General features: G+C 61.0%; 14 protein-coding genes and 1 pseudogene. 1 reads left to right on the top strand and 14 read right to left on the bottom strand.

Features of this window, described 5'->3' with window-relative positions; genetic code table 11:
- Positions 1–5: 5 nt before the first annotated feature.
- Positions 6–2,120 (bottom strand): flagellar biosynthesis protein FlhA, encoded by a 2,115-nt coding sequence (gene flhA, locus BM026_RS17245; RefSeq protein ID WP_219731804.1) that lies wholly within the window; start codon positions 2,118–2,120, stop codon positions 6–8.
- Between the two features lie 569 nt (positions 2,121–2,689).
- On the opposite strand from flhA, the pseudogene BM026_RS29390 reads away from it, so the two are divergent.
- A pseudogene (locus BM026_RS29390) lies at positions 2,690–2,812 on the top strand (DUF6124 family protein); the annotation flags it as partial.
- A gap of 44 nt (positions 2,813–2,856) precedes the next feature.
- On the opposite strand, the gene BM026_RS17240 reads toward BM026_RS29390, so the two are convergent.
- From BM026_RS17240 to BM026_RS17175, 13 genes are all read right to left on the bottom strand, one after another.
- A complete protein-coding gene (locus tag BM026_RS17240) occupies positions 2,857–3,057 on the bottom strand; it encodes a cold-shock protein (RefSeq protein ID WP_093513997.1) in 201 nt (66 codons plus the stop codon).
- A gap of 370 nt (positions 3,058–3,427) precedes the next feature.
- A complete protein-coding gene (gene flhB, locus BM026_RS17230; protein WP_093529510.1) occupies positions 3,428–4,564 on the bottom strand; it encodes a flagellar biosynthesis protein FlhB in 1,137 nt (378 codons plus the stop codon).
- Positions 4,565–4,567: 3 nt separating this feature from the next.
- The gene (gene fliR, locus BM026_RS17225) at positions 4,568–5,353 is read right to left on the bottom strand and encodes a flagellar biosynthetic protein FliR (RefSeq protein ID WP_071489820.1); all 786 of its coding nucleotides are present in this window, start codon (positions 5,351–5,353) and stop codon (positions 4,568–4,570) included.
- A 4-nt stretch (positions 5,354–5,357) separates the two neighbouring features.
- The gene (gene fliQ / locus BM026_RS17220; RefSeq protein WP_010208761.1) at positions 5,358–5,627 is read right to left on the bottom strand and encodes a flagellar biosynthesis protein FliQ; all 270 of its coding nucleotides are present in this window, start codon (positions 5,625–5,627) and stop codon (positions 5,358–5,360) included.
- Between the two features lie 4 nt (positions 5,628–5,631).
- Entirely contained in the window at positions 5,632–6,375 is a 744-nt protein-coding gene (gene fliP / locus BM026_RS17215; RefSeq protein ID WP_016976565.1) for a flagellar type III secretion system pore protein FliP, read from the bottom strand.
- A complete protein-coding gene (fliO, locus tag BM026_RS17210; RefSeq protein WP_093513998.1) occupies positions 6,375–6,818 on the bottom strand; it encodes a flagellar biosynthetic protein FliO in 444 nt (147 codons plus the stop codon). The genes fliP and fliO overlap by 1 nt, the downstream gene beginning before the upstream one ends.
- 1 nt (position 6,819) lies before the next feature.
- Positions 6,820–7,287, bottom strand: a complete 468-nt coding sequence (fliN, locus tag BM026_RS17205) for a flagellar motor switch protein FliN (protein ID WP_058427232.1) — start codon at positions 7,285–7,287, stop codon at positions 6,820–6,822.
- Positions 7,288–7,329: 42 nt separating this feature from the next.
- Entirely contained in the window at positions 7,330–8,298 is a 969-nt protein-coding gene (gene fliM, locus BM026_RS17200) for a flagellar motor switch protein FliM (RefSeq protein WP_071489822.1), read from the bottom strand.
- A gap of 9 nt (positions 8,299–8,307) precedes the next feature.
- Positions 8,308–8,808 (bottom strand): flagellar basal body-associated protein FliL, encoded by a 501-nt coding sequence (gene fliL, locus BM026_RS17195; protein WP_092243038.1) that lies wholly within the window; start codon positions 8,806–8,808, stop codon positions 8,308–8,310.
- Positions 8,809–9,018: 210 nt separating this feature from the next.
- Positions 9,019–10,359: a flagellar hook-length control protein FliK gene (locus BM026_RS17190; RefSeq protein WP_092243036.1), complete on the bottom strand. Its 1,341-nt coding sequence runs from the start codon at positions 10,357–10,359 to the stop codon at positions 9,019–9,021.
- An 898-nt stretch (positions 10,360–11,257) separates the two neighbouring features.
- Positions 11,258–11,605, bottom strand: coding sequence for an Hpt domain-containing protein (locus BM026_RS17185; protein WP_092243033.1), 348 nt, complete (start codon positions 11,603–11,605; stop codon positions 11,258–11,260).
- A 30-nt stretch (positions 11,606–11,635) separates the two neighbouring features.
- Complete coding sequence (locus tag BM026_RS17180; RefSeq protein WP_093529507.1) at positions 11,636–13,354, bottom strand: ATP-binding SpoIIE family protein phosphatase; 1,719 nt, start codon at positions 13,352–13,354, stop codon at positions 11,636–11,638.
- Positions 13,351–13,653, bottom strand: coding sequence for an STAS domain-containing protein (locus BM026_RS17175; protein ID WP_058424909.1), 303 nt, complete (start codon positions 13,651–13,653; stop codon positions 13,351–13,353). Before BM026_RS17175 ends, BM026_RS17180 begins: the two co-directional genes overlap by 4 nt.
- Positions 13,654–13,694: the final 41 nt, after the last annotated feature.

Genomic DNA, 13,694 nt, shown 5'->3' with positions numbered 1-13,694 from the left:
TACCCTCAGCCGTTGGGCCCTACTGTCGCGACGATAGTCACTTGCTTGTTGTCAGGAATTTCCTGATAAGCCAGAACGTGCAAATTCGGTACTGCCAGGCGCCCAAACCGCGACAACATCGCCCGGACCGGGCCTGCCACCAGCAGGATCACCGGTTGGCCTTGCATTTCCTGGCGTTGCGCGGCGTCGATCAACGAACGCTGCAGCTTCTCCGCCATGCTTGGCTCCAGCAGAACGCCCTCTTCCTGGCCTTGTCCTGCCTTCTGAATACTATTGAGCAATATTTGTTCCAACCTGGGTTCCAAGGTGATCACAGGCAGCTCGGAGTCAAGCCCTACAATGCTTTGCACGATTGCACGCGACAATCCGACGCGCACCGCGGCCACCAGCGCGGCAGTATCTTGACTCTTGGCGGCATTGTTGGCGATAGCCTCGGCAATGCTGCGAATGTCGCGCACCGGCACCTGTTCGGCCAGCAACGCCTGCAATACCTTGAGCAACTGGGACAGCGACAGAATGCCCGGCACCAGCTCTTCGGCGAGTTTTGGCGAGGCTTTGCCGAGCAAACCCATCAATTGCTGGACTTCTTCGTGGCCGATCAGCTCGTGGGAGTGCTTGTACAGGATCTGGTTGAGGTGGGTGGCGACCACGGTGCTGGCGTCCACCACGGTGTAACCCAGGGACTGCGCCTGGCTGCGCTGACTGATTTCGATCCATACCGCGTCCAGGCCAAAAGCCGGATCTTTGGCGGTAATGCCGTTGAGGCTGCCGAACACCTGCCCCGGGTTGATTGCCAGCTCGCGGTCCGGGTAGATCTCGGCTTCCGCCAGGATCACGCCCATCAGGGTCAGGCGGTAGGCGCTGGGCGCCAGGTCAAGGTTGTCGCGGATATGCACGGTGGGCATCAGGAAGCCCAGGTCCTGGGACAGCTTCTTGCGCACGCCCTTGATCCGCGCGAGCAATTGACCACCCTGGTTGCGGTCCACCAGCGGAATGAGGCGGTAGCCGACTTCCAGGCCGATCATGTCGATCGGGGTCACGTCATCCCAGCCCAGCTCCTTGGTTTCCTGGGCGCGGGCAGGGGATGGCAGCAGTTCCTGCTGGCGCGCAATCTCCTGCTGGGCCTGGACCTTGACCGCATTCTGCTTTTTCCAGAACAGGTAGGCCGCACCGCCGGCCAGGGCCGCCATGGTCAGGAACGATACGTGGGGCATGCCCGGCACGATGCCCATGATCGCCATGATGCCCGCCGCCACGGCCAGGGCCTTGGGCGAGGCGAACATCTGCCGGCTGATCTGCTTGCCCATGTCTTCGGAGCCCGAAGCACGGGTCACCATGATCGCCGCTGCTGTGGATAACAACAGTGATGGCAATTGCGCCACTAAACCGTCACCGATGGTCAGCAAGGCGTAGACCTTGCCCGCATCGCCGAAGGTCATGCCGTGTTGGAAGATACCGACGGCCATGCCGCCGATGAGGTTGATGAACAGAATCAGCAGGCCGGCGATGGCGTCACCGCGCACGAATTTGCTGGCACCGTCCATGGAGCCGTAGAACTCGGCTTCCTGGGCGACTTCCAGGCGACGTGTCTTGGCCTGGTTCTGGTCGATCAGGCCGGCGTTGAGGTCGGCGTCGATCGCCATTTGTTTGCCGGGCATGGCGTCGAGGGTAAACCGCGCGCTCACCTCGGAAATCCGCCCGGCACCCTTGGTCACCACCACGAAGTTGATGATCATCAGGATCGCGAACACCACGATACCCACCACGTAGTTACCGCCGATCACCACCTCACCAAAGGCCTGGATCACCTTACCGGCGGCGGCGTGGCCGTCCTGACCGTGGAGCATCACCACGCGGGTGGACGCCACGTTCAGCGCCAGGCGCAGCAAGGTGGCGACCAGCAGGATGGTCGGGAATACCGCAAAATCCAGCGGCCGCAGGGCGTACACGCAGACCAGCAGCACCACGACGGACAGGGCAATGTTGAAGGTAAAGAACACGTCGAGCAGGAACGGCGGCATCGGCAACATCATCATTGCCAGCATCACCAGCAACAACAACGGCACACCCAGATTGCCCCGCGAGAGGTCAGTCAGGGTGCTGCGCGCCGTGCCGAGCATTTGAGAGCGATCCACCAGTATTCCTCGTGTCCTTTGAAGCAAAGTTTTGACGCAGTTGGGCGTCCTGAAGGCGGTATTGCAAGAAGCCTTCCAACTTTTGTTTTGGAACGTCGATCGCTATGAACACTCACGTTTTTTCGGAAAGAACATATTTTAAATGTGGGAGGGGGCTTGCCCCCGATTGCAGCTTGCCAGACTAAGAGTCGGTGACTGACACAACGCCATCGGGGGCAAGCCCCCTCCCACACTTGGATGTGCGCGCAGCCGGTACTACTGGGGAAATTTCCGATAAGGTTTTGCGGTTGCCCCTAGGAAACTCGCTCTCTAGTCTCCGTACACCGCTGCAAACGCAGTGGGCGGGCGTCGCGGCCCGGCTTACCAATGCGCAGAAGCGCCATTGTCCGCTTTCAGTTGACGCCTTTTTATCGTCTACTGTGCGGCCTTATGGTGACTGTGCGCGGGATACCCTCGGGTATGCCGGGTCCAGTGGTAACCGGTCCGCGAACCTGCGCACAGCTGCCACTCTCCATCGCGTCGCGGCGATCAGTGGCGGCTCCACTTACATGAGTGACTTTGCCTTCGAGTTGGACCGGACAAAACGCGAAGGTGCGCTGGGTGTTGCGCAGTTGATCGGGCTGGCGAAGCTGCTGGCTGACAGAGTGCTGGAGGACAGCGAGCACTTGATGGCCTGATGGCTGATCGTTCCTGTATCACCCTGCAGGAACGATCATCAAGCTCATAGGACGCGGACGTTCTCGGCCTGAGCGCCTTTGGGCCCTTGCGTAACGTCGAACTCCACTTTTTGGTTCTCTTCAAGCGTCTTGAAACCTTCGCCCTTGATGGCCGAATAATGGACAAAAACATCAACGCCACCTTTTTGGGCAATAAACCCAAAACCCTTCTCCGCGTTAAACCACTTCACCGTGCCTGTTGCCATTACGGTTCTCCTGACATCTCACTCAAGGACTTGTTGGATGACCCTGACATCGCACGCAAAGATACCGTCAGGTCGATGGATCCGCTGAAACACCACCTGCACCCCCACCGCAAGCCGGACGTCCCGCGAACCAATGAGGTCCACCGGAACAGTCTCGCCATCCACGACAATCAAACCCTTTCCAGTTTTCCGGTTATAGGATTTGACGATGCCTCTGGTAAACCGATTCAAAACCACTCTCCCTGCATCTCGTTTACAGCCTGCGCGCAGTGCATAGGGCAATAGAACCGCGAGCAGCGCGCTTTGGCTACTGTGAAGTCTGACAGGTAGACGACAGTTATCGATGAGTGGTAGGCAGGGCGGGAGTACGTCAGGAATCGCGGCGCAAATCCGGCGGAATCGGCAAATCCTTGAGCGGATCCGGGCGCTTGCCTTTGCCGGCGCGGTATTGGCGAATCTGATAGACATACGCCAGCACCTGAGCCACCGCCAGGTACAACCCGGCGGGAATCTCCTGGTCGAGGTCGGTGGAGTAGAAAATCGACCGCGCCAGCTCCGGCGACTCCAGCAACAGGATGTCGTTGGCCACCGCGATCTCGCGGATCTTCAACGCGGTAAAGTCACTGCCCTTGGCCAGCAGCATCGGCGCGCCGCCCTTCTCCGGGTCGTATTTGAGGGCGACGGCATAGTGGGTCGGGTTGGTGATGACCACATCGGCGTCGGGCACCGAGGCCATCATCTTGCGCTGGGACATCTCGCGCTGCAGTTGGCGGATGCGTTGCTTGACCTCGGGGCGCCCTTCCTGGTCCTTGTGCTCGTCGCGCACTTCCTGCTTGGTCATCAGCAGTTTCTTGTGGCTTTCCCACAACTGGATCGGCGCATCCATCGCCGCGATGATGATCAGCCCGGCCGCCATCCACAGCGCACTCCAGCCCACCACCTGCACGCTGTGGATGATCGCCGACTCCAGCGGTTCATGGGCAATGAGCAGCAGGTCATCAATGTCGGACGACAGCACCATCAGCGCCACGAACAGGATCAGGATGAACTTGGCCAGCGCCTTGAGCAGCTCCACCAGGGCCTTGGTGGAGAACATGCGCTTGAGCCCGGCGCCAGGGTTCATGCGGCTGAACTTGGGCGCCATGCTGCCGGCAGCGAACAGCCAGCCGCCCAGGGCGACCGGGCCGATCAGTGCGGCGAGCAGCAAGGTGATCAGAATCGGCTGCACCGCCAGGATCGCGATCTTGCCCGAATGCAACAGATACCGGCCCATGGCGTCGGGGTTGAGCAGCACCTCGCGGGGCAAGGCGAAGTTGTGTTTCATCAACTCCATCAAGTCCAGCGCCAGACCGCCGCCGTAGATCAGCAACGCGCCGGCACCGGCCATCATGGTGGCGACGGTATTGAGCTCTTTTGAGCGGGCAATCTCGCCCTTTTCCCGGGAGTCCTTTTTACGTTTCTCCGTGGGGTCTTCTGTTTTGTCCTGACCACTCTCGCTCTCGGCCATGGCTCAGCGCGCCCGTGCCAGATCACGTAAGAACTGCAGGGCGTCGGTCGCCAGCGGTTGATACTGATTGAGAATGTCGGCCAGGCCGATCCAGAAAATCCCCATGCCCAATACCAGGGTCAGCGGGAAACCAATCGAGAAGATGTTCAATTGCGGCGCCGCACGAGTCATCACCCCAAAGGCGATGTTGACCACCAGCAATGCGGTGATCGCCGGCAACACCAGCAACAGCGAAGCACCCAATACCCAGCCGAGCCGCCCGACCACCTCCCAGAAGTGATTGACCACCAGCCCCGAGCCTACCGGCAAGGTGATAAAGCTTTCGGTCATCACCTCAAAGGCCACCAGGTGGCCGTTCATGGCCAGGAACAGCAAGGTCACCAGCATGGTCAGGAATTGCCCGATCACCGCCGCCGACACACCGTTGGTAGGGTCGACCATAGAGGCGAAGCCCATGCCCATCTGGATCGAGATGATTTGCCCGGCGATCACAAAGGCCTGGAAGAACAGCGTCAGGGAAAAGCCCATCAGCGCGCCGATCAGGATCTGCTCGGCAATCAGCAGCAACGCACTCAGATCGATGGCATTGACCGGCGGCATCGGCGGCAGCCCGGGCACGATCACCACGGTAATCGCCACCGCAAAGTACAGGCGCACGCGCCGCGGGACCAGTGTGGTGCCGAACACCGGCATGGCCATGAGCATGGCCGTGACCCGGAACAGCGGCAGGATGAAAGACGCCACCCAGGTGCTGATCTGGGTGTCGGTCAACGCCAGCAAGGACTGCATCGGGTCAGCCGATCAACTGCGGAATACTGCCGTACAACTGCAGGATATATTCCATGAAGGTCTGCACCAGCCACGGGCCGGCCACGATCAGGGTGACCAGCATCACCAGCAGGCGCGGCAGGAAGCTCAAGGTCTGTTCGTTGATCTGGGTCGCCGCCTGGAACATCGCCACCAGCAGGCCGACCAACAGGCTCGGCACCACCAGCACGGCGACCATCACGGTGGTCAGCCACAATGCTTCACGGAACAGGTCGACGGCGACTTCTGGCGTCATTGCGCTATACCCCGCCGAAACTGCCGGCCAGGGTGCCGATAATCAGCGCCCAGCCGTCAACCAGCACAAACAGCATGATCTTGAACGGCAGCGAGATGATCAGTGGCGACAGCATCATCATACCCATGGCCATCAGTACGCTCGCCACCACCAGGTCGATGATCAGGAACGGGATAAAGATCATGAAGCCGATCTGGAACGCGGTCTTCAACTCCGACGTGACGAACGCCGGCACCAGGATGGTCAGCGGCGCCTGGTCCGGGGTGGCGATGTCGGTGCGCTTGGACAGGCGCATGAACAACTCAAGGTCGCTGGAGCGGGTCTGCGACAGCATGAAATCCTTGATCGGACCCTGGGCCTTGTCGATCGCATCCTGGGCGGTCATTTTCTCCGCCAGGTAGGGTTGCAAGGCTTGCTGGTTCACCTTGTCAAACACCGGCGCCATGATGAACAGCGTCAGGAACAGGGCCATGCCGGTGAGGATCTGGTTCGACGGCGTCTGCTGCAGGCCCAGTGCCTGGCGCAGGATCGAGAACACGATGATGATCCGCGTGAAGCTGGTCATCAGCATGACAAACGCCGGGATAAAGCTCAGCGCGGTCATGATCAGCAGGATCTGCAGGCTGACCGAATACTCCTGCGCGCCCGCCGCGTTGGTCCCCAGCGTAATGGCCGGGATCGACAACGGATCGGCGCCGAACGCCAATGGCGCGGCCAGCAACAGCATGAGCGTCAATAAAACGCGCATTACTTCTTATCCTTCTGATCCTTGCCCAGCAACTCCATCAGGCGCTGGGCGAATTCTGGCGTGGCGGACTGGCCCTGATCCACGCTCACCGGGGTCTTGAGCACGTGCAACGGGGTGATGCGGCCGGGGGTGATACCCAACAGGATCTGTTCCTCGCCCACCTGCACCAGCACCAGCCGATCACGCGGGCCGAGGGCGCGCGAACCGATCATCTCGATCACCTGGCCGTTGCCCGGCCCTACGCGCTGCACGCGGCGCATCAGCCAGGCCAGCACGAAAATCAGCCCGACCACCAGCAACAGGCCCAGCACCAGCTGGGTCAATTGTCCGCCGATACCGCTGCTCACCACTGGTGCGACCGCCGCCGTCGCTTGCGCGGCCGGCTCAGCCGCGAGGGCGCTCAATGGCAGCGCCAGAAACAGTCCCGCCATCGAATACTTCATATCAGCGCAACTTCTTGATGCGTTCGCTCGGGCTGATCACGTCGGTCAGGCGGATGCCGAACTTTTCGTTGACCACCACCACTTCGCCGTGGGCGATCAGGGTGCCGTTGACCAGCACGTCCAGCGGCTCGCCGGCCAGGCGGTCAAGCTCGATCACCGAACCCTGGTTGAGTTGCAGCAGGTTGCGGATGTTGATTTCGGTGCTGCCGACTTCCATGGAAATCGACACCGGAATGTCGAGGATCACATCCAGGTTCGGGCCATCGAGGGACACCGGCTCGTTGTTTTTCGGCACGCTGCCGAATTCTTCCATAGGCAGGCGGTTGCCGGCCGGAGCGGTGGCGGCGTCAGCGGCCAGCAGCGCGTCGATATCGTCCTGGCCAACATCGCCGGTTTCTTCCAGGGCAGCCGCCCATTCGTCAGCCAGGGCCTGGTCTTCGGCGGAAGTGTTTTCGTGTTCGGTAGCCATTACATGTCCTCGGCGGAGCAAACATTCATAAATAGGGGTGCATCAACGACGGGTGATCGGCTCGACCACCTGCAGCGCCAGGTTGCCCTTGTGGGAACCGAGCTTGACCTTGAATGACGGCACGCCGTTGGCGCGCATGATCATTTCTTCCGGCAGTTCGACGGGGATGATATCCCCCGGCTGCATGTGCAAAATATCGCGCAGGCGCAGTTGCCGACGGGCCACGGTGGCGCTCAACGGTACGTCGACGTCCAGCAGGTCTTCGCGCAAGGCCTTGACCCAACGTTCGTCCTGGTCGTCCAGGTCGGACTGGAAACCGGCGTCGAGCATTTCGCGCACCGGTTCGATCATCGAGTACGGCATGGTCACGTGCAGGTCGCCGCCACCACCATCGAGTTCGATGTGGAAGGTCGACACCACAATGGCTTCGCTGGGGCCGACGATGTTGGCCATGGCCGGGTTCACTTCGGAGTTGATGTACTCGAAGTTGACTTCCATGATCGCCTGCCAGGCTTCCTTCAAATCGATGAAGGCCTGCTCCAGCACCATGCGCACCACCCGCAACTCGGTGGGGGTGAACTCACGGCCTTCGATCTTGGCGTGGCGACCGTCGCCGCCGAAGAAGTTGTCCACCAGCTTGAACACCAGCTTGGCGTCGAGGATGAACAGCGCGGTGCCGCGCAGTGGCTTGATCTTGACCAGGTTGAGGCTGGTGGGCACGTACAGCGAGTGCACGTACTCGCCGAACTTCATCACCTGCACGCCGCCCACCGCCACGTCCGCCGAACGACGCAGCATGTTGAACATGCTGATGCGGGTATAGCGGGCGAAACGTTCGTTGATCATCTCCAGGGTCGGCATGCGTCCACGGACGATGCGATCCTGGCTGGTGAGGTCATAACTTTTGACGCTGCCGGGCTCGGCAGCCATTTCGGTCTGTACCAGACCATCGTCGACGCCATGCAGCAGCGCGTCGATTTCATCCTGGGACAGCAGGTCTTGCACGGCCATGTCGTGATCCTACTGCAATACGAAGTTAGTGAAGAGCGCCTGCTCGACCACGACTTTGCCGAGCTCCTTCTGGGCCACTTCCTGCACGCTGGCCGTGACTTTCTGGCGCAGCATTTCCTGGCCCACCGGCGTGGCGAGTGTGTCGAAGCTCTGGCTGGAGAACAGCATGACGAGGTTGTTGCGGATCACGGGCATGTGCACCTTGAGGGCGTCCAGGTCCGAAGCGTTACGCGCCAGCAAGGTGATGCTCACCTGCAGGTAGCGTTGACGACCGTTCTGATTGAAGTTGGCGACAAAGGCCGGAAGCATCGGCTCGAAGATTGCCGGTTGCTTGACGTTAGTGGCGGTTTCGGCGGCGGGTGCCGGCTTGCTGGCACTGCTGTGCATGATGTACCAGGTGCCACCCACCGAGGCGCCGATAGCCAGGAGCAGGCCCAGGACTATCAACAGGATAAGCTTGAGCTTGCCTTTGCCTGCTGGTGCTTTTGCTGCGTCTTCGCTCTTCGCCATGCCAATAATCCGTCACTATTCGGGGATTCATAGATCTACGGAGAGGCAAGAGCAAGTGTTATGCCAGAGTTGTCTGGAAGTCGAGGAGGTACGGGCGCAGCAAATCAAATTGTGGGAGGGGGCTTGCCCCCGATAGCGGTGTATCAGTCACCCATGTTTCAGCTGACACGCCCTCATCGGGGGCAAGCCCCCTCCCACATTTCGTCCGGATCAGGCGTAGTAGTCGACCGCACTGGAGCCGATTACGGTTGAGGTGACCGGCGTCACGGCTTCAGCCACATCAAGGTGGTTGCCGCTGTCGCCATTGTCACCGCCCCGCCCGCCGCCACCGCTCACACCACGGGTCTGGGCCTGCTGCTGTTGTTGCTCCTGCCCACGGGACTGGTCCGACACGTTCACGTCCACCTGGCCCATGCCCTGCTGGGCAAACATCTCCCGCAAGCGCCCGGACTGGCTTTCCAGCGCTTCACGTACCACCGGGTGGGCGCTCATGAAGTTGACCTGGGCCTGTTGGTCGGCGGTCATGTTGACCTTGATATCCAGGCGACCAAGCTCAGCGGGTTGCAACTGGATCTCCGCCGACTTGAGGTTGGCACTGGACAGGTACATCACCCGGTTGACGATTTCATCGGTCCAGCCGCTCTGGTGCATGGCCAAGGGCGCATTGGTCACCGGTGGCAAGGCGTTGGCGGTTTTCGGCGTGGCCGCCTGGGTCAACGCGGCGAGGCGGTTGGCGAAGTCATCGACACGGGTGTCGCTGCTGGCGTTCTTCAGGTCCTTGAGACCGTCTTCGATCAACCCGCTGAAGGCCTTGTCGCCGCCCTGGTCGGTGCTGTCCTTGGTGGCTTGCTGGTCGACCATATTGGCCAGGCCGGCGGCGAAATTCTGTGCGGCAGTGGGTTGATCCTGAGTCGGTGCCGGAGCGGTTTTTGCCTGCGCCTGGCTGCTGGCCGATACGTGACCGCCCTGCTCCATCGCCAGGCGCACGGCGGGCATGGCATCCAGGGGATCTGCTTCAGGATCGAAGGCCGGCTTGGCTTCCTCGGTCGCTGCGACCGGCGCAGCAACCACCGGCTGAGCCTTGTCATCCTTGGTCGTGGTCGCGGGCGCAGGTGTTTCAACCGGCACCGGCACGGCTACCGGGGTGACGGTGGCAATCAGCGCCGGGTCGACCACCGGGTCAGCCGGAGGTTGCTGCACCAAGGCAGGGTCGGCTGGCGCGTCGTCATCCTTGCTCGCGCTGTCGTCGGTTTTGGCCGGCGGCGTGGCAGGCAAGGTATTGCCGCTATCGGCAACGGCTGGCGTACTGGCGGCAGGCTTGTCATTGCCCGCTGCAGGCTTGGCGCTGGCATCGGACGACTTGCCTGCGGTGGGTTTGGCCGAGCTGTCGTCGGTCTTGACCGTGGGCTTGGACGCCTGGCTGGCAAACACTTGAGCGAAGCCAGGGCCCTTGTCCCGTGGGTCCGCAGCCACTGCCGATGGGTTGGCAGAGGGCGCTTGAGGCTTGGCCGCGGGGGCAGCCTGAAGGAGCGAATTCGGGGCGACTGGCATAGGTAAAGGTCTCCACTGCATGGGGGTCGGGGATGCAGTATTGAGAGGTAGAGCAAGAGTTGGGCCAGGTTTGGGGGCGGTTGGTTTTATTGAGTACATATCCGTTTTTTAGGTAACGGCCACTTAGGGTTCCGCCCTTACGGCGGCTCACTTTGGAAAAGCCGGAATGCCGGCCCAGCCCAAAGTAAGCAAAGGGCTCTTGCCCCAACACTCGGCACCTCGCCTAGGCTCGGTGTGCCCGTAATCCGACAGTGATTTGGGGGGCCGCCGCCACGCGCCATCCATGGCGCGGGGCGGCTAAACCGGCATCCCTGCCGGTTTACCCCCCAAATCCCTGCCGAATTCCGGCCAGCGTGTTTGACGGGGCGCCTAAGATCAAAATCAAAAGCAAAGCGCGGCGGCCGAATAGCCGACCGAATCGTTGAAGCGTACGCGCTCCCCTGTAGGAGCAGGGCTTGCCCGCGAAGGTCGTTAACCATAACGCGGGAAGCCAGGATAAACGCGGCGCGCTCACTGGTTCTAGGGCTGCTTCGCAGCCCAACGCGGGGCAAGCCCGCTCGCCACAGTAAGTCGGTTACACAGAACAAAAAACGTATCTACGATGCGCAGCGAGTCGCTCTTGCTTGTGATCTTCGGCGCCCCGTCAAACACGCTGGCCGAACGCAGGCTTGAATCCGTGGGTAACCCGGCAGGACGCCGGGTTAGCCGTCCTGGGCCATGGATGGCCCATGACGGCGGCCCACGGATTCAAGCCGGAGTGAGGGAACACCGAGCCTAGGCGAGGTGCCGAGTGTTGGGGCGAAGCGTTTTTGGTTACTTTTTGCGCTCTTCAAAAAGTGACCCGCTGTAAGAGCGGAACCATAAGCCGCCGTTACCGCAGCAACGGATATGTACTCAATCAAATCTGAAACCGCTGCCGCTCCGACTCATACAACGGCTTCACCAACGCAAACTCCCGATCAATCTGATCCACCAACTCGCCCAGATCCCCAACCACCGGCCCAACGGACTCAACCTCCAACCGCTGACACAACTGCGCCAACCTCACCGCCCCAAGGTTTCCACTGCTGCCCTTGAAGCTATGCGCAATCCGCCCCAACGCCTTCGCATCATCCCTGGCCTTGCGCAGCGCTTCGACGCGCTTCTGGGAATCATCGAGAAAGGTATCAAGCAACTTGGGATACTCGCCTTCCATGACTTCCTGCAAACCCGACAGCACCTCCGGGTCCAGATGTAGATCAACCACTTGCTCGCTCCTTGATCAAGAATCGGCGGATTATGCCAGAGCCTCCCAGGAAAACTCCACGCAGACACTGCGCCCGCCATCCGACCAGCGTACATCGCTGCTCAATTGGCGCACCAGGCTCAAGCCCCGGCCGGACAGACGGTCGATATCCAACGGCAGCGCCAGCACCTGTTCCACATCGAAACCGGGGCCGCTGTCCTCGACCCGCAGAGTCATCCTGCCACCCGCCTCCGTCGGTACCACCTGCACATGCACCCGTATATAGCCGCTGTTGAGTTGTGCCAGGCGGTCATTACGCAGACGGTAATACTCGGCAAACCCCTGGGCGTCACGCTTGAGCCGTGAATCCAGGCCCAGCACGCCATGCTCCAGCGCATTGGAATACAGCTCCGCCATCACGCTGTACAGCGCCCCGCTCTGCTCGCGCAGGCCGTGGATCTCCAGCAGCAGTTGCAACAGGTACGGCAATGGGTTGTAACGCTTCAAGGTCTCTGCACGGAATTCGAAACTCACCGACCAATCCAGCGGACAAGACTGCCCACTGTCGGCATACAACGGCCCGCTCGCACGCAGTTGCTGGTCGACTTGCAGGGTGATCTCCACCATGCTCACGTCATCCCGCGCTTTGCCTCGGAAGGCCGCCAGCGCCTGTTCGATATCTTCAAACAGCCGATCAGGCTCGCGGTTGGCGGCGAACACCTGCTGCAAACGTTCAGCGCCGAACAGCTGCTCATTGGCGTCAGCGGTATCCAGCACGCCATCGGACAACAGGAACACCCGGTCACCCAGGGCCATGGGCCAGACCTCGGTGCGATCATCAAAGGCTTGCGCCGACAGCACACCCAACGGCAAATGCCGCGATTCCAGTGGCGTGCGTTTACCCGTGGCGATTTCATGCACATAGCCTTCGGGCATGCCGCCGTTCCACACCTCCACCACCCGCCGCTGCGTGCTCAGGCACAACAGGGTGGCGCAGCAGAACATGTCCACCGGCAGGATGCGCTTGAGCTTGGCGTTCATCTCGCGCAGGGTCTGTGCCAGGCCGTAGCCCTTGGCGGTCATGCCGTAGAACACTTCTGCCAGGGGCATGGCCCCCACCGCCGCCGGCAGGCCATGCCCGGTGAAGTCACCGAGCAGCACGTGCATGTCGCCGGACGGGGTGTAGGCAGCCAACAGCAAATCACCGTTGAACAACGCGTAGGGCGATTGCAGGTAGCGAATATTCGGCGCGGCGTTGATACAACCGGAATGGGCAACCTTGTCGAACACCGCCTTGGCCACCCGCTGCTCATGCAGGAGGTAATCGTGGTGTTTGGCGATCAGGTCGCGTTGCTGCAAGACCGTGGCCTGCAACCGACGCAGGCGGTCCATGGCATTGATCTTCGCCGCAAGAATCAGCTGGTTGTAGGGCTTGGGCAGGAAGTCATCACCGCCGGCATCCAGGCACTGGGCCAGCGCTTCGCTCTCGCGCAGGGAGGTGAGGAAAATCAGCGGCACCAGCTCTTCACCCGCCAATTGCTTGATCCGCCGCGCCGCCTCAAAACCGTCCATCACCGGCATCAGCGCATCCATCAACACCAACTGCGGTCTCTCACGGGTAAACACCGCGACCGCTTCAGCACCGTTGGTGGCCGTGAGCACCTGGTGGCCCTGGCGTCGGATGATGGTCGACAGCAACAGCAGGTCGGCGGCGCTGTCTTCGGCGATCAGGATCGTCAGCGGCTCAAGGACCGGGGCCAGGACGCTCAACTGATGTCGAACAGTTTGTCGAAGTTGGAGATACCGAGGATCTTGCGCACATCCGAATTGCTGTTGATCACCCGGATATCGGCGTCATCGCCGGCATGATCGCGCAGCAGCAACAGCATGCCGAGGGCGGAGCTGTCGAGGTAGGTCGTCTCTTTCAAGTCCACGACGTAGGTAGTGGGCACCTTGTAGAAACGCTCGTAGGCGTCACGAAACGCTTGATGGCTGCCGAAATCAAACCGGCCCTTGACCGCGATCGTCAACTTATTCCCATCCAGGGATACTTCTGACTCGACTGACATGTGACTGCTTCCTTGTCATTGGCAATGACACAAGGTTTAGC

It is taken from the genome of Pseudomonas sp. NFPP24 (assembly GCF_900112095.1).
Lineage (GTDB): Bacteria > Pseudomonadota > Gammaproteobacteria > Pseudomonadales > Pseudomonadaceae > Aquipseudomonas > Aquipseudomonas extremorientalis.
Note: the sequence above shows the minus strand (reverse complement) of the source record. Positions and strands in the feature narration are given on the sequence as shown.